The following is a 20,848-nucleotide window of genomic DNA, read 5'->3' as shown; positions in this document are numbered from 1 at the left end:
GGCAGGCCGGGATCACCGTGGGTGAAATCGGTCAGCGGGCCGCGGCGTGCTCCTTCTTGACCGCCTCCGCCAGGTGCGCCGGCATCGGGTCGTGCCGGACGAAGGCGCGGCTGAACGTGCCCGACCCGGAGGTCATCGCCCGCAGTTCGACGGCGTAGCGGACGAGCTCGGTGGCGGGGACCTCGGCGCGGACCAGGGTCCGCTCGTGGCCCTCGGGGTCGGGCTCGTTGCCCAGCACCCGGCCGCGGCGGCCGGACAGGTCGCTCATGACCGCGCCGACGAACTCGTCCGGCACCCGGATCGTCACCTCGTCGATCGGCTCCAGCAGGGTCGTCTGGCCCTGCTCGGCCGCCTCGCGCAGGGCGAGCGCGCCGGCGGTCTGGAAGGCCGCGTCGGAGGAGTCGACGGAGTGGGCCTTACCGTCGAAGAGGGTGACGCGCACGTCGACGACGGGGTAGCCGGCGACCATGCCGCGCTCCATCTGGGTGCGCACGCCCTTCTCGACCGAGGGGATGTAGTTGTGCGGGACGACACCGCCGACGATCTTGTCGACGAACTCGAAGCCGGCACCGCGGGGCAGGGGTTCGACCTTGATGTCGCAGACGGCGTACTGCCCGTGCCCCCCGGATTGCTTCACGTGCCGCCCGTGCCCCTGGCTCGCGGCGGCGAACGTCTCGCGCAGGGCGACCTTCACCGGCTCGGTGTCGATCTCGACCCCGCCGGCGCGCAGCCGGTCGAGGACCACGTCGGCGTGCGCCTCGCCCATGCACCACAGGACCAGCTGGTGCGTCTCGGCGTTGCGCTCCAGCCGCAGCGTCGGGTCCCCGGCCACGAGCCGGCCCAGGTTCTTGGCCAGGGCGTCCTCGTCGGAGCGGGTCCGGGCCACGATCGCGATCGGCAGCAGCGGCTCCGGCATCTCCCACGGGGCCATGAGCATCGGCGCGTCCTTGCCCGAGATCGTGTCGCCGGTCTCGGCCGTGCCCGACTTCGTCACCGCCACCAGGTCGCCGGCCACGGCGTGCGGCACCTCGCGCAGGTTCGCCCCGAGCGGGGAGAACAGGTGGGCGAAGCGCTCGTCGGCGTCGTGGTCGGGGTGGCCGCGCTCGGCCATGCCGTGGCCGGAGATGTGCACCGGGGTCTCCGGGCGCAGCGTGCCGGAGAAGACGCGGACCAGGGAGACGCGCCCGACGTACGCGTCGATCGTGGTCTTGACGACCTCGGCCACCAGCGGCCCCTGCGGGTCGCAGGAAAGCGGCGCGGCGGGCTCGCCGTCGAGGTCGGTGATCGGCGGCACCTCGTGCTCCAGCGGCGAGGGAAAGCCGCTGACCAGCACCTCCAGCAGCGCGTCGAGACCGACCCCGGTCTGCGAGCAGACCGGCACCACCGGGTAGAACGTGCCCCGGGCGACGGCCTTCTCCAGGTCCTCGACGATGATCCGGGTCTCGATCCGCTCGCCGCCGAGGTAGCGCTCCATGAGCGTCTCGTCCTCGCTCTCGGCGATGATCCCCTCGAGCAGGGTGTTGCGGGACTCCTCGATCGCCGGCAGGTGCTGCGGGTCCGGGTCGCGCACCGCGGGCGGGTAGCCGGCGGAGTAGTCGAAGACCCGCTGGGTGATCAGCCCGATGAGCCCCTCGACGCTGGCGCCGTCGTCGCCGAGCATCGGCAGGTACAGCGGCAGCACGTTGTCGCCGAAGACCTCCTGGCAGACCTGGAGGGTCTCGTCGAAGTCGGCCCGGTGGTGATCCAGGCGGGTGATCGCCACCGCCCGGGGCATGCCCACGTGGGCGCACTCCTCCCACAGCGCGCCGGTGGCCGCGTCCATGCCGTCGACCGCCGACACGACGAACAGGGCCGCGTCGGCGGCGCGCAGTCCGGCGCGCAACTCGCCGACGAAGTCCGCGTAGCCCGGCGTGTCGAGCAGGTTGACCTTCACGCCGTCGTGCAGCAGGGGCGCGCAGGACAGCGTGACGGAGCGCTGCTGCTTCACCGCCGCGGGATCGTGATCGGTGACCGTGGTGCCCTCCGCCACCGCGCCGGCCCGCGAGATCGTGCCGGTCGCGGCGAGCAGCGCCTCGACCAGCGTCGTCTTGCCCGAGCCGGAGTGGCCGACGACGACCACGTTGCGTACCCTGCCGGGGTCATCAACCACCGGCACGGCGCCGGTGACCCCCTTCTCCTGGACCTTCTGCGCCATCACGCGCCTCCCGAAAGTCTTGCGATGCCTGTGAGCAGTCTCACAGTCACGACCTGTTCACCGATCCCACACCCGAAACATCACCGACACAAGGGCCGTACGGCCCTCAAGACTCCGGTTTACTCAAGCATCGTGAGCAGTCCCACGTGCCGGTATCCGGCAAGCTTCGCCGCCGTTATCGTGAGAGCGCCATGGCGAAGATCCTCAGCGTAGTCAGCCGGGCCGGATTGGCCCGCGTTCTCGACCCCGTCGCCGCCGCGCTGCTGCGCGCCGGAGTGACGCCGAACGCGGTGACCGTCGCCGGCACCGTGGGCGTGCTCGTCGGTGCCCTCGGCTTCGCCACCCGGGGCCACCTCACCATCGCGCTCGTTATCGTCACCGTGAGCTGCTTCACAGACCTCATCGACGGCTCCATGGCCCGCCAGCGCGGCATCACGAACAAGTTCGGCGCGCTGCTGGACTCCTCGATGGACCGGATCGCCGACGGGGCCATCTTCGGCGCCATCGCCTATTACTACGCTACCCAGCACGAGCTGCGCCCGGTCGCCGCGGCGCTGCTGTGCCTGCTGACCGGGCAGGTGGTGTCCTACGTCAAGGCGCGTGCCGAGGGCCTGGGCTTCACCTGCAACGTGGGCATCATCGAGCGGGCCGAGCGACTCATCGGCATCGGCATCGGCGGGCTGCTGTGGACCTTCCACGTGCCCGACGGGCTGGAGATCGTCATGTGGCTGCTGGCCGCCCTGTCGATCGTGACGATCGGCCAGCGTATCGGCACCGTCTACCGGCAGGCCCACGCGCCCGAGCGGGCCTCGGCGCAGGCACCGGCCAAGTGAGCCTCGTCGAGCTCGGCTACGGCGCGGCGTTCAACCTGCTGCCGAAGCTGCCGCGGGGCGCGGTGTGGCCGCTGTTCGCGGCGGCGGCCTCGAGCGGGCACCGGGGGTACCGCCGCGGAAAACCGGGGAAGGGCACCGCCACGCTGGCGAAGAACCTGCGCCGGGTGGTCGGCCCCGGGATGCCCGAGGAGCAGTTCACGGACCTGCTGCACCGGGCCCTGCGCTCCTACGCGCGCTACTACCTGGAGGCGTTCCGGCTCCCCGGGCGCTCCCGGGAGCAGATTCTCGCCGGCTTCCGCCTGGAGCGCGGCGAGGAGCTCGGGCGCAACCACGAGGCCGGGATCGGCTCCGTGGTCGCCCTGCCGCACGCCGGCAACTGGGACGCGGCCGGCGCGTGGGTCGCCGCCAAGGGGTGGCCGATCACGACGGTGGCGGAACGGCTCAAACCCGAGAGTGTGTACCTCAAGTTCCTGGACTTCCGCCGCTCGCTCGGCATGGAGATCCTGCCCCTGACCGGCGGTGAACGCCCCACCTTCGACGTGCTCGAGGAGCGCCTGCGCTCCGCGGCGGTGGTCCCGCTGCTCGCCGACCGCGACCTCACCCCGCGCGGGATCGACGTCGAGTTCTTCGGCGGGCGCACCCGCATGCCCGCCGGCCCGGCGCTGCTCGCCCTGCGCACCGGATCCCCCCTGTACGTGGCCGACATGTGGTTCGATTCGGATTGGGCGGCCGGTCGCCTCGCCGGTCCCGTCGCGATGCCGGGCACGGACGAGGGCTCCCTCGACACCCGTGTGCGCATCGTGACGCAGCGCGTCGCCGATTTGTTTGCCGAGGGCATCGCGCGGCACCCGGAGGACTGGCACATGCTTCAGCGGTTCTGGCTCGACGAGCCGGCCGTCAGCACCGTGGCCTAGGGAGGGACGTTGCGCATCGGGATCGTCTGCCCGTACTCCTTCGACGTGCCCGGCGGCGTGCAGAACCACGTCCGTGACCTCGCCGAGACGCTCATCGCGCTCGGCCACCACGTCAGCGTCCTGGCGCCCGGCGACGAGGAGGGCATGACCCTGCCGTACGTCGTGCCGGCGGGGCGGACCGTGCCGGTGCCGTACAACGGCTCGGTCGCCCGCGTGTCGTTCGGCCTGATCTCGGCCACCCGCGTGCGCCGCTGGCTCGCCGCGGGCCGCTTCGACGTGCTGCACGTGCACGAGCCGCTGATCCCGAGCCTGTCGATGCTCGCCGTGCTCTCCGCGCGCGGCCCGGTCGTGGCGACCTTCCACACCGCGATGACCCGCTCCCGGGCGCTGGCCGCCGCCCAGGGCGTGCTCCAGCTGGTGCTGGAGAAGATCACCGGGCGGATCGCGGTCAGCGAGCTGGCGCGCAAGGTCCAGGTCGAGCACCTCGGCGGCAGCGCGTGGGAGATCCCCAACGGGGTGCAGGTGTCCAAGTACCGCGGGGCCGTCCCCCTCGACGGATGGCCGGGCGAGGGCGGCGCGCTGGGCTTCATCGGCAGGTTCACCGAGCCCAGGAAGGGTTTCCGGCACCTGCTGAGCGCCTTCGCGACCCTGGCGCCCGCGCGCCCGGACCTGCGGCTGCTGGTCGCCGGCCCCGGCGACTCCGACGAGGTCCTCGAGGACGTGCCCTCCCTCGTGAAAGACCGGATCGTCTTCCTCGGCAAGGTCTCCGAGGAGGACAAGGCGCGGATGCTGCGCAGCGTCGACGTGTACGTCGCGCCGAACACCGGCGGCGAGTCCTTCGGCATGATCCTCACCGAGGCGATGGCGGCCGGCACCGCCGTGCTCGCCAGCGAGCTGGACGCCTTCCGGCGAGTCCTCGACGGCGGCAGCGCCGGAGCGCTGTTCCCGGTCGGTGACGCCGGCGCCCTGGCTCGCATCGCCGGCGAGCTGCTCGACGACCCGGTCCGCCGCACGGCGCTGGCCGCCCGGGGCGCCGAGGTGGTGGCCGCCTACGACTGGCCGGTCGTCGCCGAGCGGGTGCTGGAGGTGTACTCCACGGCGATCGAGGTTGCCGGAGCCACCGTGCAGGAGTCCGTCCCGTAGGCTGCGCCGCATGTGGTGGGTGATCGCCGTCGTGGCCGTGGTGGTCGCGGTGGCCACCTATCTGACGTGGCTGGCGGCCCGGATCGACCGGCTGCACGCGCGCGCCGCCGCGGCGTACGCGACCCTGGACGCGCACCTCGTGCGCCGCGCGGCCGCCGCGGTCACCCTGGCCGAGGCCGCCCAGCTGCCCACGCTCATGTACGCGGCCAAGATCGCCCTGGACGCCCAGCCCGACGACCGCGAGGTCGCCGAGAACGACCTCACCCGGCACCTGCGGCTGGTCCGGCCCGACCCGAACGCGGTCCCGCCGGGCCGGGCCGGGCGGGGCGGCGGCCTCGGCGGCGCCGCGAACCCGCCGGACGAGGTGGTGGAGACGCTGGTACAGGCCAGCCGCCGGGTGGCGCTGGCCCGCCAGGTGCACAACGACGTGGTCCGCGACGCTCTGGCCGTGCGGCGCCGGTCACTCGTCCGGCTGTTCCGGCTCGCCAGAAAACATCCCGTTCCTGCCTATTTCGACGTCGACGACCCCTCGCTGCCGTGATCCGTGGGCCGCGGGGTTGCCATTGGCCGTCGGGACGTCGGGTGAGCCGGGCGTAAACTTGCGGGTGAATCCAGCTTTTCCTGTTAGGAGTGCGTCGTCGTGTCCTCACCCAGTTCGCCGGTCACCGGCACCGCCCGCGTCAAGCGCGGCATGGCCGAGATGCTCAAGGGCGGCGTCATCATGGACGTCGTCACGCCCGAGCAGGCCAAGATCGCGGAGGACGCCGGCGCGGTGGCCGTGATGGCGCTCGAGCGGGTCCCCGCCGACATCCGCGCCCAGGGCGGCGTGTCGCGCATGAGCGACCCCGACATGATCGACGGCATCATCAGCGCCGTGTCGATCCCGGTCATGGCGAAGGCCCGCATCGGGCACTTCGTCGAGGCTCAGGTGCTGCAGGCGCTCGGTGTCGACTACGTCGACGAGTCCGAGGTCCTCACCCCGGCCGACTACGCCAACCACATCGACAAGTGGGCGTTCACCGTCCCCTTCGTCTGTGGCGCGACCAACCTCGGCGAGGCGCTGCGCCGCATCAACGAGGGCGCCGCCATGATCCGCTCGAAGGGCGAGGCCGGCACCGGCGACGTCTCCAACGCCACCACCCACATGCGCAAGATCCGCGCCGAGATCCGCCGGCTGACCTCGCTGCCCGAGGACGAGCTGTTCGTCGCCGCCAAGGAGCTGCAGGCGCCGTACGAGCTGGTCAAGGAGGTCGCCGAGACCGGCAAGCTGCCCGTGGTGCTGTTCACCGCCGGCGGCATCGCCACGCCTGCGGACGCGGCGATGATGATGCAGCTCGGCGCCGAGGGCGTCTTCGTCGGCTCGGGCATCTTCAAGTCCGGCAACCCGCAGCAGCGCGCCGCCGCGATCGTCAAGGCCACCACCTTCCACGACGACCCGGACGTGATCGCCAAGGTCTCCCGCGGCCTGGGCGAGGCCATGGTCGGCATCAACGTCGACGACATCCCGCAGCCGCACCGCCTCGCCGAGCGGGGCTGGTGACCGCCTCCGTGATCATCGGCGTGCTCGCCCTGCAGGGCGATACCCGCGAACACCTGCACGCGGTGGCCGAGCTCGACGCGGTCGGCCGCCCCGTGCGCCGGGTCGACGAGCTCGACTCGGTCGACGCCCTGATCATCCCGGGCGGCGAGTCCACCACGATGAGCAAGCTCGCCGTCGAGTTCGGCCTGCTGGAGCCGCTGCGCAAGCGCATCGCGGCCGGCATGCCGGTCTACGGCTCGTGCGCCGGCATGATCATGCTGGCCACGACGATCCTGGACGGCCGCGCCGACCAGGTGCCCTTCGGCGGCATCGACATGACCGTCCGCCGCAACGCGTTCGGCCGCCAGGTCGACTCGTTCGAGGGTTCCGTGGACATTTCGGGCATTGACGGCGGCCCGTTCCACGCCGTGTTCATCCGCGCTCCGTGGGTAGAGTCTGTGGAAGACTCCGTAGAGGTACTGGGCCGCGTGAATGGTGGAGCCGGCGCCGGTAGGATTGTCGCGGTTCGGCAGCGGCACCTGCTCGCGACGGCCTTCCACCCCGAGCTCACCGGCGACCTACGCGTCCATCGGTATTTCGTGGAGATGGTGCGCGAGGCGGGTAAGACGACGGAGGGTTAGGCATGTCGGGGCACTCAAAATGGGCGACCACCAAGCACAAGAAGGCGGTCATCGACGCCAAGCGTGGAAAGCTCTTCGCCCGCCTGATCAAGAACGTCGAGGTGGCCGCGCGCACGGGCGGCGGTGATCCCGCCGGCAACCCGACCCTCTTCGACGCCATCCAGAAGGCCAAGAAGAACTCGGTCCCCAACGACAACATCAACAACGCGGTCAAGCGCGGCTCCGGCCTCATCGGCGGCGGCGCCGACTGGCAGACGGCGATGTACGAGGGGTATGGCCCCAACGGCGTCGCGATCCTCATCGAGTGCCTGACGGACAACCGCAACCGCGCCTCGACCGAGGTCCGGGTGGCCCTGACCCGCAACGGCGGCAACCTGGCCGACGCGGGCAGCGTCTCGTACATGTTCACCCGCAAGGGCGTCGTGATCGTCCCGAAGGCGGGCGAGCTGACCGAGGACGACCTGCTGCTCGCGGTGCTCGACGCCGGCGCCGAGGAGGTCAACGACCTGGGCGAGGCCTTCGAGATCATCAGCGAGGCCTCCGACCTGATCCCGGTCCGCACCGCCCTGCAGGACGCCGGCATCGACTACGAGTCGGCCGAGTCCTCGTTCGTGCCGAGCGTGACCGTCCCCCTGGACGAGGAGGGCGCCCGCAAGGTCTTCAAGGTGATCGACGCCCTGGAGGACTGCGACGACGTCCAGAACGTCTACGCCAACTTCGACGTCAGCGACGACGTGATGGCACTCATCGACGCCTGAACCGTTCGGCGTTCTCCGGCGCCCCACCCGTCACCGGGTCGGGGCGCCGTAGTCTGAGGTTGGCACACTCTGGATTCCATCGTGTGGCCCTATGATGGCAGAGTGGGGAGGTGACCATGACTGAGATCGCTGTGCGGAAGGGTTCCGGCTCCGGCGTCGATGAGGAGCTTCTGGCCGAGGCGCAACGCCACCTCGGCGGCGCTTCGGAGACGGAGGCTATTAACGCCGCGTTGCTGGAATATGTCGACCAGTGGCGCGTGCGTCGTTTGCGAGGTTTGGAACGGCTTCAGCAGATGGCTGAAGAAGGCGCGTTCAACTTCGACGCACTCGAAGCGGCTGATCAGTGAAGTACCTTGCAGACACCAGCGCGATGGTTCGCATCATCCGACGTCAGGTCGACCCATCATGGCACCAGTTGGTCGGACGTGGCCTGGTGGCGCTCTGCGAACCGGTGATCGCCGAGGCGATGTTGGTTGTTGACGCAAAACGGTATACCGCCGCCGAGAAGGAGTTCCGCGAGACATACGTCGTGGCAACGATCCCGGACGGCATGTGGGACCTGACCGTCGCGATCAGGCATGAACTGGCGCCACACAGCGCACATCTGGGCCTCGCTGTCACCGACCTGGTTGTGGCGGCGACGGCGATCCGGCTGAAGCTGGAGGTCCTGCACGAGGATGCCGACTTCGAGACGATGGCGCGGTTCGTGCCGGAACTGCGGCAGCGCCGGATCGGCACCGCGCCGGAGTTGTGAACGTCTCTCGTCCGAGGTCAGCGACGAGGTCATGGCCCTGGTCGAGGCCTGACGAACCAGCACTTCCCCGATGGCGCCCCCGCGAAAGCGGCGGGCGCCATCGCCGTAAACGGCCGTGTGTTCGTGTTCGTGTTCGTGTTCGTAGGCATCAACAGTCTTCGACGCGGACGATGCCCCGCAGGGTCGACGACACCCCGCCGTGGGCTGCGGCGCACCGGTCACGGCGGCAGCCTAACCTTCATCGACCAGAACGGCTGTCCCGAAGTAGGGCGTGTGCCTGTCGGCCCGTCCTTACGCCGGACAGGGTGAGCCCGAGGGGTCAAGGCTCCCGGTTGGCGTCGCCGGAGCCGGCCGAGGACCGCCTCGTCGGATACAACGCCGTCACCGGACCTTCTCTTCATATGCTGAAAAATGCGAGCTGAGACTAGGTTTTGGCCATGTGGCCACATGCATTGATCGAGGGAGGTGACCATGACCGAAACAGTCGCCCACATGGCGACCGAACCCCAGATCGACCAGGAACTCCTCGAAGAGGCCCAACGCCACCTCGGCGGCGTGACACCCAACGAGGCGCTCAACGAAGGGCTGTACCGATTGGTTGAGCAGGAACGCGGCAAACGCCGAGAGGCGCTCGAGAAGCTGAGACGCATGTCCGACGAGGGCCTCTTCGACTACCCCGCCATCGAGCAGGTGGACGAGTGAGATACCTCGCGGACACTAGCGCGCTCGTCCGCCTGCACCGTCGTCAGGCGGTGCCGGAATGGGACGCACTCATCGAACGCGGGCTCGTGACCCTCTGCGAGCCGGCGCTCATCGGAAGCACTGAAGATTGCCGAGGCCAAGCATTACGACGCGACTGAGCGGCACATCTGCGGTCTCTACACATGGACGATGGTCCCGGAGAACATCTGGGACGTAACGGAGTCCATCCGACGGGTTCTGGCGACCTACGGTGCGCACCAGGGGCCGTCGGTGGCGGACCTGGTCGTGGCGGCGACCGCGATCCGGTTGAAGCTGGAGATTCTGCACGAGGACGGCGACTTCGAGACGGTCGCCCGGTTCGTGCCTCAACTGCGGCAGCGGCGGATCAGCGCCGGGCCGGAGGAGTGAGCTGACGGTGGCGCCCCGTCGGTGCGGCGGCGGGGCGCCACCGCGTTCAGGCCGTCGCCGGTACCGCCGCCTCGGGCTGCGCGGCGGGGCGGGGACGGGAGAAGGCCACCGGTGCCAGGGCGGCCAGGAACAGGGCCGGGCTCAGCAGGCTCAGCGGGCCCACGCCCAGCACCAGGAAGGCCGCCACCGCCAGGGCGGTCAGCACCGGCGTCCACCAGCGCACCCGGCGGGTCACCGCCGCGGCCACCGTCACCGCGACCAGGCCCAGCAGCGTCAGGAACATGCCCGGCAGGACCCAGGCGAAGGTGAACAGGGCGTACTCGCCCAGGGCGGCGTCCACCCGCTCCGCCGTCGCGCGGTCCAGGGCCGAGGCGGCCGCGATCGTCGTGTAGTCGCCGGTCATCAGGCCCGAGAAGTTGACCAGGGCCAGGGCCGTGATCGCGCCGATCGCGCCGCGGGACAGGAACAGGGCCGCCGGGATGAACGCCACCCACGCCAGGTGCAGCAGCAGCGCGCTCGCCTGGGCCTGGGCCGGGTGGGCCAGGGAGCCGTCCAGGCCGGGGGAGAAGCCGGGCACGGTGGCCAGGCCGGCGGCGAACAGCAGCGGGGCCGCGACCAGGCTCGCCCGGCCCGCGCGGTCCACGAACGTGCCGTACGCGTCCCGCTCCTGCTCGGCCGGGCGGCGCAGGCGCAGCGCGGCGACCGTGTAGGCGGCCAGCATCACCGCCGGGCCGACCAGCGACAGCGGCACCGGGGAGATGGCGAAGAGGAAGTACAGCACCGTGCCGGCCAGCGCCGCCGACGCCGTCCACCAGTTGATCACCCGGGCGCGCGCGGCGGCGATCGGGGTCAGGATCAGCGCCAGCGCCCAGCCGGCCAGGCCCGGCACCTGCCACCCCCACTGTGCCCACCCCAGCGCCTCGAACGCCTCGTTGGCGCGGCGCACCGAGTCATCGGGCAGTTGCTGCTCCAGCGCCAGGATCCACAGGTCCACGGCCATCAGCGCCGAGAACGTCGTCAGGCCCACCACCGTCGCCACCCACGCGATGCGCGCCAGCACGGCGCCGCGAGCGCGGATGGGGGCCAGCAGCGCCAGCAGGCCGGGGACGAACAGCGCCCACGCCGAGTGCAGCAGGACCGAGTGCCACTGCAGCGCCTCCGGGTGCTGCCGGTACACGCCGTAGGGCTCGGTGTCGCCCAGGGCCGGGTCGACCGCCGTCGCGATCAGTAGGCACAGCGGGGCCAGTATCAACAAGAACCGCACGGGTCCTCCTTCGTCGTCATCGCAGTGAGCCCGCACGGTAGGAGCGGGCGGCGCGTGCGTAACCCCTACAGCGGGCGAAACCGGGTCCCTCGCGCGGCGGAGCGTCGGTCATCCGGCGGACGGGTCCGCGCGGGGGTGAGCAGGCCGTACCGTCTGGACATGCGCGGATGGCGGCTCGACCTGGTGGTGACGGCGGGGTTCGTCGCGTTCGCGCTGACCGAGGAGGCCGTGGTCCGGATGCCCGGCGCCTGGTGGCCCTTCGCGCTGGCCGTCTTCACCGGCCTGGTCGCGGTGCGCCGGCGCGTGCCCCTGATCGGGCTGGTCGCCAGCTGCGTGCAGCTGTTCTATCCCGACGTGGCTGTCTCGTACCGGCTGTGGCAGCTCGTTGCCATGATCATTTTCTCCTTCACGGCCGGGCGGCGGTTTCCCCCGCCGCGCCGGCTCGGCTGGGTGGGGCTGGCGCTGGTGCTGGCCACCGGGGCCACGTACTGGAGCGTCGCCCCCGCCGACCCGATGGGGTCCTTCTTCTTCCCGCTCGCGCCGTGGGGGCTGGGGGTGGCGCTCGCCGTCCAGCAGCGCCAGAGCGTCGAGGCGGCCGGCGCGCGGGCCGCGATCCGCGAGCAGCGCGCCCGGGAGGCGGTCATGGAGGAGCGGGTCCGCATCGCCCGCGAGCTGCACGACATGGTCGCGCACAGCGTCACCGTGATGGTCATCCAGGCGGGCGTGGTCCGCCGGCGGCTCGACGCCGGGCTGCCCGTCGACGGGGACCTGCTGCGCAGCATCGAGTCGTCGGGGCGCGACGCGGTCGGGGAGCTGCGCCGGACCCTGGGCCTGCTGCGCGGCGAGGGTGCTGCCGACCCGCCGGTGGGCCTGGAGCGCCTCGACGAGCTGCTCGCCCAGATGCGGGAGGCCGGGCTGGAGGTCGAGCTGCGGCGGGAGGGTGAGGCCGTGCCGCTGGCGCCGGCGGCGGACCTGTCCGCGTACCGGATCGTCCAGGAGGCCCTGACCAACGTGCTCAAGCACGCCGGCCCGACGGTGGTGACCGTCGTCGTCCGCTACGCCGACGACGGCCTGCACCTGACGATCGTCGACCGGGGGGCCCGCGCGAACGCGGGCGGCGGCCCGATCGCCGGCGCCGGGCAGGGGCTGATCGGCATGCGCGAGCGGGCGGCGCTGTTCGGCGGGCAGCTGCGGGCGGGGCGGCGCCCGGGCGGCGGCTTCGAGGTGCACGCGACGCTGCCCGTGCCGCCCCGTGCGCTCGAGCGGGTCTGACCGGCGTGGGCCAGATCAAGGTCGTCGTGGCCGACGACCAGAAGATGGTGCGAGCCGGGCTGCGGATGGTCATCGAGACCGAGCCCGACATGGCCGTCGTCGGCGAGGCCGGAGACGGGGTCGAGGCGGTCGCGCTCGCGCGGCGGCTGCGGCCCGACGTGGTGCTCATGGACATCGCGATGCCGCGGCAGGACGGGCTGGCGGCGACGCGGGCGCTGCTGGCCACCCCGTCGCCGCCGCGCATCGTCATGCTCACCACGTTCGACACCGACGAGAACCTGTACAACGCCCTGCGCGCCGGGGCCAGCGGCTTCCTGCTCAAGGTCTCCTCGCCCGAGCACCTCATCACCGCGATCCGGGTCGTCGCCAGCGGTGAGGCGCTGCTCGACCCGGCCGTGACGACCCGGGTGATCGCCGCGTTCGCGGGCGGGCCGGGGCCGCAGGCGCCCCCGGAGCTCGCCGAGCTGACCACCCGCGAGGCCGACGTGCTGCGGCTGATGGCCCGGGGCATGTCCAACGGCGAGATCGCCGCCGCGCTGACCCTCGGCGAGGCGACGGTCAAGACGCACGTGGCCCGGGTGCTCATGAAGCTCGGCCTGCGCGACCGGGTCCAGGCCGTCGTGTACGCCTACGAGTCCGGCCTGATCCGCGCCGGCGGCCCGCACTGAGCCCTCAGTCGAGGGCGACCCGCAGATGGCGCGGGCCGCGCAGGACGGCGCTGAGGCGGTACACCGGCGGGTCCTGCAGCAGGCGGGCGCGGGCCAGCACCGGGGCCAGGGCGCGCAGCGCGGTCTGGGCCTCCAGGCGGGCCAGCGGCGCGCCGAAGCAGTAGTGGATGCCGTCGCCGAAGCCCAGGTGCTGGGCGGGGCGGCGGTCGGGGTCGAAGCGGTCCGGGTCGGCGAACTGCTCCGGGTCGCGGTTGCCGGCCGCCAGGACCAGCGTGATCGACGCGCCGCGCGGGATCGTCGTGCCGGCGACCGGGATGTCGTCGAGCGCCGTGCGCCAGGGCAGCATCTGCACCGGCGGGTCGTAGCGCAGGACCTCCTCGACGAACCGCACGACGACGTCCGGCTCGGCGCGCAGGCGGTCCAGCCACAGCGGCTGGCGCAGCAGGACCAGGGCGCTGTTGGCGATGAGGTTGACCGTGGTCTCGTGGCCGGCGATGAGCAGCAGCATCGCGGTGCTGACCAGCTCCGGGCGGGTCATGCGGCCGTCGGGCCCGTCGTCGGTCGCGAGCGCCGAGAGCAGGTCGTCGCCGGGGTCGGCGATGCGGCGGTCGACGAGGTCGCCCAGGTACCGCGCCAGGTTCCCCAGCGCGGCCCGATCCGGCCGCACGGCGATCAGCGCGGCGTCGATCCAGGCGCGGAAGCGCGGCTCGTCCTGCAGCGGCACGCCCAGCAGCGCGCAGGTGACGCGGACCGGCAGCGGATACGCGAACCGGTCCACGAGGTCCACAGTGGACGGCGGGAAGTCGCCGATGAGCTCGGCGGTCAGCGCCTCCAGCGACGGCTGCAGGTCCGCGACGAAGTGCGGGGTGTGCGGCGGCCCGAACGGCCGGGTCGCCAGCCGCCGCAGCCGGTCGTGCGCCGGCGGATCGAGCCGCAGGAAGCTGGGCGGCAGACTCACCAGATCGGAGCCGACGCCCGCGTCGGCGACGTCGAGGCTGCTGACCCGCGGGTCGTGCAGCAGCGCGGTGATCGCGTCGAAGGTGCTCACCACGCGGGTGCCGTCGGCCTCCACGGTGACCGGCGTCCGGCGCAGCGAGGCCAGCAGGGGGTACGGGTCGTGGCGGTTGACCGGGTCCAGCACGGCGCTGAAGGTCGAGCCGACCGAGGTGGTCACGCGGTACTCCTCACGAGGGTCGGGCGGTGCCCGGTGACGACCGCCGTGGCGTCGCGGGCCAGCGCCTCGTGGTCCGGCACCCCGGCCGGCACCGGCAGCACGTCGCCGGGCCGGTCCACGGCGTTGAACTCGGGCGGGAACGGCGCCGCCCGCTCGATCAGCCGCTCGTAGAAGGGCAGCCACTTGGCCTGGTCGAAGGCGACCGCGCCGGTGAGCCGGCCGTTGAAGCCGTAGGCGGCGACGAAGCGCCGCTCGGCCACGCTGCCCTGGACCACCACGACCTCGTCGGCGAAGGTCGGTACACCCACGGACTTGATGTTGTGCCCGAACTGCGCGGACCAGAACCGCGGCATGTGCAGGTGCGGCCACCGGTCGGACTCGTCGGCGACCATGTTGTGCGCGGCCACCTCGGCCTGGCTGACCGCGTTGGCCCAGTGCTCCAGGGCCAGGAACTGGTAGCCGAACATGGCGTTGGGCGAGCGGGCCACGTCCCCGGCCACGAAGATGTCGTCGGTGACGACGCCGTTGACGTCGAACGCGCGGCAGCCCGCGTCGCAGGCCACGCCCCACGGCCCGACCGCGAGCCCGGAGTGCTCCAGCCACTCGACGTTGCGGATGCCGCCGAGCGCGGCGACGACCACCTCGACGTCCAGCGCCGAGCCGTCGGACAGGTACGCGCGGCGGACCCGCCCGTCGCCCTCGATACGCCGCACGGTGACCCCGCAGCGCAGGTCGACGCCGTTCTCGCGCTGGATCTCGGCGGCGATCTCGCCGATGGCGCTGCCCAGTGCCCCGGCCAGCGGCGTGCCGGCGGCCTCGGCCACGGTGACGTCCAGCCCGAGCGAGCGGCAGCTGGAGGCGACCTCGCAGCCGGTGAAGCCGGCCCCCACGACGAGCACCCGCCCGGGGCGCCCGCCGTCGCCGGGTCGCAGCCGCCGCCGCAGCCGCACGGCGTCGTCGCGGGTACGCAGCACGAACATCCCGTCCAGCGCCGCCTCCACCGGGTCGGGCCACGGCCGGGCCCGCACGCCGGTGGCGATGAGCAGCCGGTCGAACGGCAGCCAGGAGCCGTCGCTGAGCCGCACCCGGCGCCCGGGCAGGTCCAGCGCGTCGGCCCGCACGCCGAGCCGCCAGCCGGCGTCGAGATCGGCGCGGTGCGGCAGGCCGGTCCCGTCCGGGCGGATGCGGCCGCCGAGGGCCTGCTTGGACAGCGGCGGCCGGTCGTACGGGCCGCACGGCTCGTCGTCGACGAGGGTCAGCGCGCCCGCGTATCCCTCCTCGCGCAGCGCCTCCGCGGCGCGCAGCCCGGCCAGCGAGGCGCCGACGATGACGATCCGGGCGGGGCCACCGCCCGCCGCCGGCTCGGCGCGGGTCGCGGTGCGGACCGGGGGCATGTCCTGCGTGGCGAGGCGGTCGATCTGGATCGCCTGCACCGGGCAGGCGGCGGCCGCACGCCGGACGTGCTCGAGCTGCTCGTCGCCGGGCTCCGGGTCGTAGAGCAGTGCCTCGTCGCCCTCCAGCTGGAACGCGGCCGGGGCCAGGAAGGCGCACTGGGCGTACCCCTGACACTTCGTGAGGTCGACAACCACGCGCATGCGTCCAACGTGCCCCGCACGGCCCCCCTGCGGGTCACCCGGTGGGGAGGGCCGCGCGGACCACGGTCCCGGACCCCGGCGCGCTGCGGATCTCCAGGGTGCCCCCGAGCAGCTCGGCCCGCTCGCGCATCGAGCGCAGCCCAAGGTGGCCCGGCTGCGGCTCCTGCGGGTCGAAGCCGGCCCCGTCGTCGATCACCTCCAGCACCACCTGCCGCTCGTCGCCCGCCAGCCGCACGGTGACCTGCGAGGCCTCGGCGTGGCGGGCGGCGTTGCCGAGGGCCTCCAGGGCGATGCGGTACAGCGCCTCCTCGACCTGCGGGCTGACCACCGGATCGGCGTCGAGCTCGAGCCCCCAGCCGGCGCGGCCCGGGTCGACGTGCAGGGTCTCGAAGACCCCGCGCAGCGCGGTCGCCGGCCCGGCGCCGACGAGCGTCTCCGGGCGCAGCCGCAGGATGATGCCGCGCAGGTCGGTCAGGCCGGCCGCGGCCGTCTCGCGGATCCAGGCGAGCGACGCCTCGGCGTGGGCGGGGTTGCCGTACAGCAGCTCCGCGGCGGTGCCGGCGCCGAGGCTGATGCCGTAGAGCGTCTGTACCACCGAGTCGTGCAGGTCCCGGGCCAGCCGGGCGGGCTCGGCCGCGGCGGCCAGCAGCAGTTCGGCGAGCGGGATGTACGGCGTCAGCACGGCCGGCCGCGGCGCGCGACGCCCGGTGGCGGTCAGCAGCCCGCCCGGCACCGGCTGGTACAACACCCGCCGGTCCCGGGTCGCCCGGCCCCCGGCCATCGCCTTCGCCGCCGCGGCGAGGTCGAGCGGGGCGGGGTCGCCGGCGTGCGACAGCACCGTGGCGGACGCGTCCAGAACGTGGACCGCCCGGGCCCCGGACGTGTGGCGGGCCAGCGCGCAGAGCGCGTCGAGGGCGGGGGTCAACTCGGGGCCGCCGCGTGTACGGGGACCAGGCCGACCCGCATCGCGTAGAGGGCGGCCTGGGTGCGGCTCTGCGCGCCGAGCTTCTGCAGGATGTTGCTCACGTGCGTCTTGACCGTCTGCGGCGCGATGTGCAGCTCGCGGGCGATCTGGCCGTTGGCGCGCCCGCGGGCCAGCAGCGTGAGAACCTCCTCCTCGCGCCGGGTCAGCTGCGGCGGGGTGGCCGGCACGTGCACGTCCCGCACGAGCCGGGCGGCGACCGCCGGAGACAGCTGCACCTGCCCCGCCGCGGCGGCCCGCACGGCGCGGTGCAGCTCCTCGGCGTCGGTGTCCTTGAGCAGGTACCCGACCGCCCCCGCGTGCAGCGCGTCGGCGATCAGCTGCGGCTCCAGGTACCCACTCAGCGCCACCACCTCGACGCTGGGCAGCTCCCGGCGGATCACAGCGATCGCGCTGATCCCGTCCAGGACCGGCATGAGCAGGTCCATCAGCACGATGTCGGGGCGCAGCTCATGGGTCAGCGCCACGGCCTCCCGGCCGTCGGCCGCCACGCCGACCGTCTCCAGGTCAGTGCTGAGCGCCAGGAAGCTGCGCAGGCCCTCGCGGACCATGGCGTGGTCGTCGGCGATCAAGATCCTGATACTCATCGAGCCGCGCTATACCCCGTTGATCGAGGGCATACCGCGTGTGACGGAGCCAACCGGCGTACGCCGAATGGGGGAGACCGAAGGTCGGCACCGGAGCCGATCCGCAGCGTGATGTGCCGGGTGCGGCGGCCTCGGCACGGTTGTGAGCGTGACGCCCTACTTGCACCGGCTCAGCCGGTTCTCCCTGGTGGGAGTCAGTGGCGTTGTGGTGAACAACGCCGCCCTGCTCGTGCTGCACGGGCTGCTCGGGCTCGCGCTGTTGCCGGCCACCGTGGCCGCGGTCGAGCTCGCCCTGGTGTCCAACTACGTCCTGCATGAACTGTGGACCTTCCGTGGCCGCGCCGCGCCCGGTGGCCGGCGCCTGTCGCTGTCGCGGTTCGCCTCCTACAGCCTCGCGGGTCTCGCCGCGATGCCGGTCAACGTGGTCGTCGTCCAGTTGCTGGTCGCCCTCGGCCTGCACTATCTGCCCGCCAACCTCATCGGCATCGTGGCCGGCTTCGGGGTCAACTTCGCCGTCAGCTCGAAGTGGATTTGGAGTGAACGCACCGATGGAGCAGATGGTGTTGGCCGTCCTGACCATGGTTTCGGTGGTGCTGACGGTGCAGGCGGCACACGCCCTGTATCTCATGATCTACACGTGGGACCAGCCCGAGGCGGACGCGCGGGCGCGGGTTCCCGATCAACGTGCTATGCCGGAACTCTCCTTCACCGCCATCCTCCCGGCACGCCACGAGGAGGAGGTCATCCAAGCCACCATCGCCCGCGCCGCGTCCGCTGACTACCCGCCGCACCTCGTGCAGATCCTCGTCGTGTGCTCGGCGGACGACACCGGCACCATCGCCCAGGCGCAGGCCCAGGTGGGTGCGCTGCGCGCGGCCGGGCGGGTCAACGTGGAGGTGGTCGTATTCGACGACGGACCGATCAACAAGCCGCACGGGCTCAACACGGCGCTGCGCCACGCCACCAACGACATCGTGGCCGTCTTCGACGCCGAGGACGAGGTGGAGCCGCAGCTGTTCGACATCGTCAACACCATCATGCTGGGCGACGACGTCAGCGTCGTGCAGGCCGGCGTGCAGCTGATGAACTTCGACTCCAACTGGTACTCGACGTTCAACGTGCTGGAGTACTTCTTCTGGTTCCGCAGCCGCCTGCACTACCACGCCAAGAACGGCGCGATCACCCTCGGTGGCAACACGGTCTTCTTCAAGCGCGAGCTGATCGAGCGCCTCGGCGGCTGGGACGAGAGCAACCTGACCGAGGACGCGGACATCGGCCTGCGGGTCTCCAGCATGGGGGAGAAGGTGCGCGTGGTGTACGACGACCGCTACGTCACCAAGGAGGAGACTCCGCCGACGCTGCAGAGCTTCATCAAGCAGCGCACCCGCTGGTGCCAGGGTTTCATGCAGACCCTGGGCAAGGGGACCTGGAAGCTGATGCCCAACCGGCGGCAGCGCTTTCTGGCCTGGTACACCCTGGCCTTCCCGCACGTCCAGGCGATGCTCGGCTTCTACCTGCCGGTCGCGCTGCTGAGCGCGTTCGTGCTCAGCGTCCCCGTGCCGGTGGCGATGCTGTCCTGGATGCCGGTGCTGCTGCTCGGCGCGCACTTCCTGATGTCGGTGGTCGGGCTGTACGAGTTCACCGGCGCGCACGGGCTCAAGGCCGGACCCGGGACCGTGGTGAAGATGGCGGTGACCTGGTTCCCGTACCAGATGGTGCTGTCCTACGCCGCCGCCCGGGCGCTCTACCGCCAGCTCAAGGGCGCGACCAACTGGGAGAAGACCGCCCACGTCGGCGCCCACCGCACCGAGGCTCCGGAGCTGACCAATGTCGGCTGAAACCCTTACCAAGCCCAGGCCCCGGCCCGGGCCGGGCACCGCCCGCAAGCCGGAGCGGGCGCCGAAGACGATCATCGCGCTGTGCCTGCTCATCGGGCTGGCGAGCCACGGCTGGAACATGTTCCGCTATCCGCTGTACCTCACCGACGAGGGCATCTACATGGAGCAGGCCTGGTCGGTGCTCAGGGAGGGCAAGCTCAGCCCGTACACCTACTTCTACGACCACGCCCCGATGGGCTGGCTCGCGATCGCGGGCTGGGTCAGCGTCCTGCCCGGTGGCTTCTCGGCCTTCGGCAACGCCATCAACACCGGCCGGGTCCTGATGCTCATCGTCCACCTGGCGTCGGTGTTGCTGATGTTCGAGATCATCCGCCGCTTCACCGGCAGCAAAGCGGCGGCGTTCCTGGCCACGTTCGTGTTCAACCTCTCGCCGCTGGGGGTGTACTACCAGCGCCAGGTCCTGCTCGACAACCTCATGATGTTCTGGATCCTGCTCGGGCTCTACCTGCTGGCCCGCCGGGACGGGCGGATCGTCACCGCGATGGGCGCCGGCTTCTGCTTCGGCCTGGCCCTGGTGACGAAGGAGAACGCGCTGTTCGTGCTGCCGGGCTGCGCGTACCTGCTGCACCGCACGATCAAGGAGCAGCCGAACCGCCGCTTCGGGGTCAGCTTCTGGTGGTTCGCCGCGCTGGCGCCGGTGATCGGGTACCTGCTGTTCGCCCAGATCAAGAACGAGCTGTTCCCGGAGAACTTCAACTTCAGCCTGGGTGCCACCACGCCCGGCGACCACGTGTCGCTGCTCTACACCGTGTGGTGGCAGCTGCACCGCAACTCCAGCAGCTCCAACGGCCTGTCCTTCACCTATCTGCTGCACGCCAGCTGGCTGTTCAAGGACCGGTACATCCTCATCGGCGGCGTCGTGGCGACCGTGCTCACGCTCCTGTCGGGCCGGCGCAACAAGCGGCTGCGGCCCCCGATGCTCGCCTGCGCGCTGATGGCGTTCGGCTACGCGTTCTACCTCAGCCGCAGTGCGCTGCTGGACTTCTACATCGCACCGATGGTGCCGCTGTTCGCGCTGAACCTCGGCATGTTCTTCGGCTGGCTGACCCGGCGCACCGGGCAGGGCGGGGCGGCGGTGCTCGTCGCCTGCATCCTGGTGCCGTTGCTCGTGATGCCGGGTGGGTTCCTGGTGAAGTACAACGCCAAGGGTGAGCTCGAGTTCAGCGACGCCTACCGGCTGCCGCTGACCCAGCTGCAGGAGCAGCAGGTGGCCTGGATCAAACAGAACATCCCGACCACCGCCCGGCTCATCATCGACGACGACGTGTGGGTGGCGCTGCACGACAGCAACCCGCCGTACCGCTACGCGCATTCGCACTACAAGGCCACGTCCGACCCGGACGTGCGGGACAAGGTCTTCCACTCCAGCTGGGAGAACGTCGACTACGTCGTGATGTCGAACAAGATGCGCGACGCCCTCCAGCGCGGCGGCGAGACCTGGATCATCGAGGCGATCGACCAGCACGGGCAGACCGTCTGGCAGGCCACCCGCGGCGACGTCTCGCTGTCCATCGTGAAGATCGGCAATACGTCCTAGGTGGA

22 protein-coding genes are annotated in these 20,848 nt (G+C 71.7%); 16 read left to right on the top strand and 6 right to left on the bottom strand.

The features are described from left to right. Positions 1-31: 31 nt before the first annotated feature. Positions 32-2,194, bottom strand: coding sequence for an elongation factor G-like protein EF-G2 (locus ACQPY0_RS45780; protein ID WP_432975683.1), 2,163 nt, complete (start codon positions 2,192-2,194; stop codon positions 32-34). A 191-nt stretch (positions 2,195-2,385) separates the two neighbouring features. On the opposite strand from ACQPY0_RS45780, the gene pgsA reads away from it, so the two are divergent. The 11 genes from pgsA (at position 2,386) to ACQPY0_RS45725 (ending at position 9,866) form a co-directional block, all read left to right on the top strand. Further along, complete coding sequence (gene pgsA, locus ACQPY0_RS45775; protein WP_432975680.1) at positions 2,386-3,027, top strand: phosphatidylinositol phosphate synthase; 642 nt, start codon at positions 2,386-2,388, stop codon at positions 3,025-3,027. After that, the gene (locus ACQPY0_RS45770; protein ID WP_432975677.1) at positions 3,024-3,941 is read left to right on the top strand and encodes a phosphatidylinositol mannoside acyltransferase; all 918 of its coding nucleotides are present in this window, start codon (positions 3,024-3,026) and stop codon (positions 3,939-3,941) included. The genes pgsA and ACQPY0_RS45770 overlap by 4 nt, the downstream gene beginning before the upstream one ends. Before the next feature lie 9 nt (positions 3,942-3,950). After that, on the top strand, positions 3,951-5,084 hold the full coding sequence (locus tag ACQPY0_RS45765; RefSeq protein WP_432975674.1) for a glycosyltransferase family 4 protein: 1,134 nt from the start codon (positions 3,951-3,953) through the stop codon (positions 5,082-5,084). Positions 5,085-5,094: 10 nt separating this feature from the next. After that, positions 5,095-5,625 carry a hypothetical protein gene (locus ACQPY0_RS45760; protein WP_432975671.1) on the top strand — a complete coding sequence of 177 codons (531 nt, stop codon included), beginning with the start codon at positions 5,095-5,097 and terminating at the stop codon, positions 5,623-5,625. A 150-nt stretch (positions 5,626-5,775) separates the two neighbouring features. Beyond that, a complete protein-coding gene (pdxS, locus tag ACQPY0_RS45755) occupies positions 5,776-6,624 on the top strand; it encodes a pyridoxal 5'-phosphate synthase lyase subunit PdxS (protein ID WP_432995647.1) in 849 nt (282 codons plus the stop codon). Next, entirely contained in the window at positions 6,621-7,244 is a 624-nt protein-coding gene (gene pdxT, locus ACQPY0_RS45750) for a pyridoxal 5'-phosphate synthase glutaminase subunit PdxT (protein WP_432975668.1), read from the top strand. The genes pdxS and pdxT overlap by 4 nt, the downstream gene beginning before the upstream one ends. 2 nt (positions 7,245-7,246) lie before the next feature. Further along, positions 7,247-8,002 (top strand): YebC/PmpR family DNA-binding transcriptional regulator, encoded by a 756-nt coding sequence (locus ACQPY0_RS45745; protein ID WP_432975665.1) that lies wholly within the window; start codon positions 7,247-7,249, stop codon positions 8,000-8,002. A 116-nt stretch (positions 8,003-8,118) separates the two neighbouring features. After that, positions 8,119-8,349, top strand: a complete 231-nt coding sequence (locus ACQPY0_RS45740; RefSeq protein WP_432975662.1) for a type II toxin-antitoxin system VapB family antitoxin — start codon at positions 8,119-8,121, stop codon at positions 8,347-8,349. A gap of 23 nt (positions 8,350-8,372) precedes the next feature. Beyond that, positions 8,373-8,756, top strand: coding sequence for a PIN domain-containing protein (locus ACQPY0_RS45735; protein ID WP_432975659.1), 384 nt, complete (start codon positions 8,373-8,375; stop codon positions 8,754-8,756). A 471-nt stretch (positions 8,757-9,227) separates the two neighbouring features. Then, entirely contained in the window at positions 9,228-9,458 is a 231-nt protein-coding gene (locus ACQPY0_RS45730; protein WP_432975656.1) for a type II toxin-antitoxin system VapB family antitoxin, read from the top strand. A 189-nt stretch (positions 9,459-9,647) separates the two neighbouring features. Next, on the top strand, positions 9,648-9,866 hold the full coding sequence (locus ACQPY0_RS45725; protein WP_432975652.1) for a PIN domain-containing protein: 219 nt from the start codon (positions 9,648-9,650) through the stop codon (positions 9,864-9,866). A gap of 46 nt (positions 9,867-9,912) precedes the next feature. Here the strand turns inward: ACQPY0_RS45725 and ACQPY0_RS45720 are convergent, their stop codons facing one another. After that, complete coding sequence (locus ACQPY0_RS45720; protein ID WP_432975649.1) at positions 9,913-11,130, bottom strand: hypothetical protein; 1,218 nt, start codon at positions 11,128-11,130, stop codon at positions 9,913-9,915. 159 nt (positions 11,131-11,289) lie between these two features. On the opposite strand from ACQPY0_RS45720, the gene ACQPY0_RS45715 reads away from it, so the two are divergent. After that, a complete protein-coding gene (locus tag ACQPY0_RS45715) occupies positions 11,290-12,402 on the top strand; it encodes a sensor histidine kinase (RefSeq protein ID WP_432975646.1) in 1,113 nt (370 codons plus the stop codon). A 44-nt stretch (positions 12,403-12,446) separates the two neighbouring features. Further along, a complete protein-coding gene (locus ACQPY0_RS45710; protein WP_432995646.1) occupies positions 12,447-13,070 on the top strand; it encodes a response regulator in 624 nt (207 codons plus the stop codon). A 4-nt stretch (positions 13,071-13,074) separates the two neighbouring features. Here ACQPY0_RS45710 and ACQPY0_RS45705 read toward each other — a convergent pair whose 3' ends face one another. The 4 genes from ACQPY0_RS45705 to ACQPY0_RS45690 are packed head-to-tail and all read right to left on the bottom strand — an operon-like array spanning position 13,075 to position 17,408. Then, positions 13,075-14,244, bottom strand: coding sequence for a cytochrome P450 (locus tag ACQPY0_RS45705; RefSeq protein WP_432975643.1), 1,170 nt, complete (start codon positions 14,242-14,244; stop codon positions 13,075-13,077). After that, on the bottom strand, positions 14,241-15,839 hold the full coding sequence (locus ACQPY0_RS45700; RefSeq protein WP_432975640.1) for an FAD-dependent oxidoreductase: 1,599 nt from the start codon (positions 15,837-15,839) through the stop codon (positions 14,241-14,243). Before ACQPY0_RS45700 ends, ACQPY0_RS45705 begins: the two co-directional genes overlap by 4 nt. A gap of 34 nt (positions 15,840-15,873) precedes the next feature. Continuing rightward, on the bottom strand, positions 15,874-16,764 hold the full coding sequence (locus ACQPY0_RS45695) for a sensor histidine kinase (protein WP_432975637.1): 891 nt from the start codon (positions 16,762-16,764) through the stop codon (positions 15,874-15,876). Continuing rightward, positions 16,761-17,408: a response regulator gene (locus tag ACQPY0_RS45690; RefSeq protein ID WP_432975634.1), complete on the bottom strand. Its 648-nt coding sequence runs from the start codon at positions 17,406-17,408 to the stop codon at positions 16,761-16,763. The genes ACQPY0_RS45695 and ACQPY0_RS45690 overlap by 4 nt, the downstream gene beginning before the upstream one ends. 205 nt (positions 17,409-17,613) lie before the next feature. Here ACQPY0_RS45690 and ACQPY0_RS45685 point away from each other — a divergent pair, with 205 nt between their 5' ends. From ACQPY0_RS45685 to ACQPY0_RS45675, 3 genes are read left to right on the top strand one after another with little or no spacing between them, the layout of a single operon-like run. Next, positions 17,614-18,186 carry a GtrA family protein gene (locus ACQPY0_RS45685; protein ID WP_432975631.1) on the top strand — a complete coding sequence of 191 codons (573 nt, stop codon included), beginning with the start codon at positions 17,614-17,616 and terminating at the stop codon, positions 18,184-18,186. Then, complete coding sequence (locus tag ACQPY0_RS45680; protein ID WP_432975628.1) at positions 18,098-19,246, top strand: glycosyltransferase; 1,149 nt, start codon at positions 18,098-18,100, stop codon at positions 19,244-19,246. Before ACQPY0_RS45685 ends, ACQPY0_RS45680 begins: the two co-directional genes overlap by 89 nt. Further along, positions 19,236-20,843, top strand: coding sequence for an ArnT family glycosyltransferase (locus ACQPY0_RS45675; RefSeq protein ID WP_432975625.1), 1,608 nt, complete (start codon positions 19,236-19,238; stop codon positions 20,841-20,843). Before ACQPY0_RS45680 ends, ACQPY0_RS45675 begins: the two co-directional genes overlap by 11 nt. The last annotated feature ends 5 nt before the right edge of the window (positions 20,844-20,848 follow it).

It is taken from the genome of Dactylosporangium sp. CA-233914, assembly GCF_050942935.1.
Classification (GTDB): domain Bacteria; phylum Actinomycetota; class Actinomycetes; order Mycobacteriales; family Micromonosporaceae; genus Dactylosporangium.
This window is presented reverse-complemented; position numbering and strand designations above follow the sequence as displayed.

What these genes read in the sequence shown, in the direction of transcription:
- ACQPY0_RS45780 (WP_432975683.1), bottom strand. Translation starts at nt 2,194, where the DNA reads ATGGCGCAGAAGGTCCAGGAGAAGGGGGTCACCGGCGCCGTGCCGGTG.
- pgsA (WP_432975680.1), top strand. Translation starts at nt 2,386, where the DNA reads ATGGCGAAGATCCTCAGCGTAGTCAGCCGGGCCGGATTGGCCCGCGTT.
- ACQPY0_RS45760 (WP_432975671.1), top strand. Translation starts at nt 5,095, where the DNA reads ATGTGGTGGGTGATCGCCGTCGTGGCCGTGGTGGTCGCGGTGGCCACC.
- pdxS (WP_432995647.1), top strand. Translation starts at nt 5,776, where the DNA reads ATGGCCGAGATGCTCAAGGGCGGCGTCATCATGGACGTCGTCACGCCC.
- ACQPY0_RS45745 (WP_432975665.1), top strand. Translation starts at nt 7,247, where the DNA reads ATGTCGGGGCACTCAAAATGGGCGACCACCAAGCACAAGAAGGCGGTC.
- ACQPY0_RS45740 (WP_432975662.1), top strand. Translation starts at nt 8,119, where the DNA reads ATGACTGAGATCGCTGTGCGGAAGGGTTCCGGCTCCGGCGTCGATGAG.
- ACQPY0_RS45735 (WP_432975659.1), top strand. Translation starts at nt 8,373, where the DNA reads ATGGTTCGCATCATCCGACGTCAGGTCGACCCATCATGGCACCAGTTG.
- ACQPY0_RS45730 (WP_432975656.1), top strand. Translation starts at nt 9,228, where the DNA reads ATGACCGAAACAGTCGCCCACATGGCGACCGAACCCCAGATCGACCAG.
- ACQPY0_RS45725 (WP_432975652.1), top strand. Translation starts at nt 9,648, where the DNA reads ATGGTCCCGGAGAACATCTGGGACGTAACGGAGTCCATCCGACGGGTT.
- ACQPY0_RS45715 (WP_432975646.1), top strand. Translation starts at nt 11,290, where the DNA reads ATGCGCGGATGGCGGCTCGACCTGGTGGTGACGGCGGGGTTCGTCGCG.
- ACQPY0_RS45710 (WP_432995646.1), top strand. Translation starts at nt 12,447, where the DNA reads ATGGTGCGAGCCGGGCTGCGGATGGTCATCGAGACCGAGCCCGACATG.
- ACQPY0_RS45700 (WP_432975640.1), bottom strand. Translation starts at nt 15,839, where the DNA reads ATGCGCGTGGTTGTCGACCTCACGAAGTGTCAGGGGTACGCCCAGTGC.
- ACQPY0_RS45690 (WP_432975634.1), bottom strand. Translation starts at nt 17,408, where the DNA reads ATGAGTATCAGGATCTTGATCGCCGACGACCACGCCATGGTCCGCGAG.
- ACQPY0_RS45680 (WP_432975628.1), top strand. Translation starts at nt 18,098, where the DNA reads ATGCCGGAACTCTCCTTCACCGCCATCCTCCCGGCACGCCACGAGGAG.
- ACQPY0_RS45675 (WP_432975625.1), top strand. Translation starts at nt 19,236, where the DNA reads ATGTCGGCTGAAACCCTTACCAAGCCCAGGCCCCGGCCCGGGCCGGGC.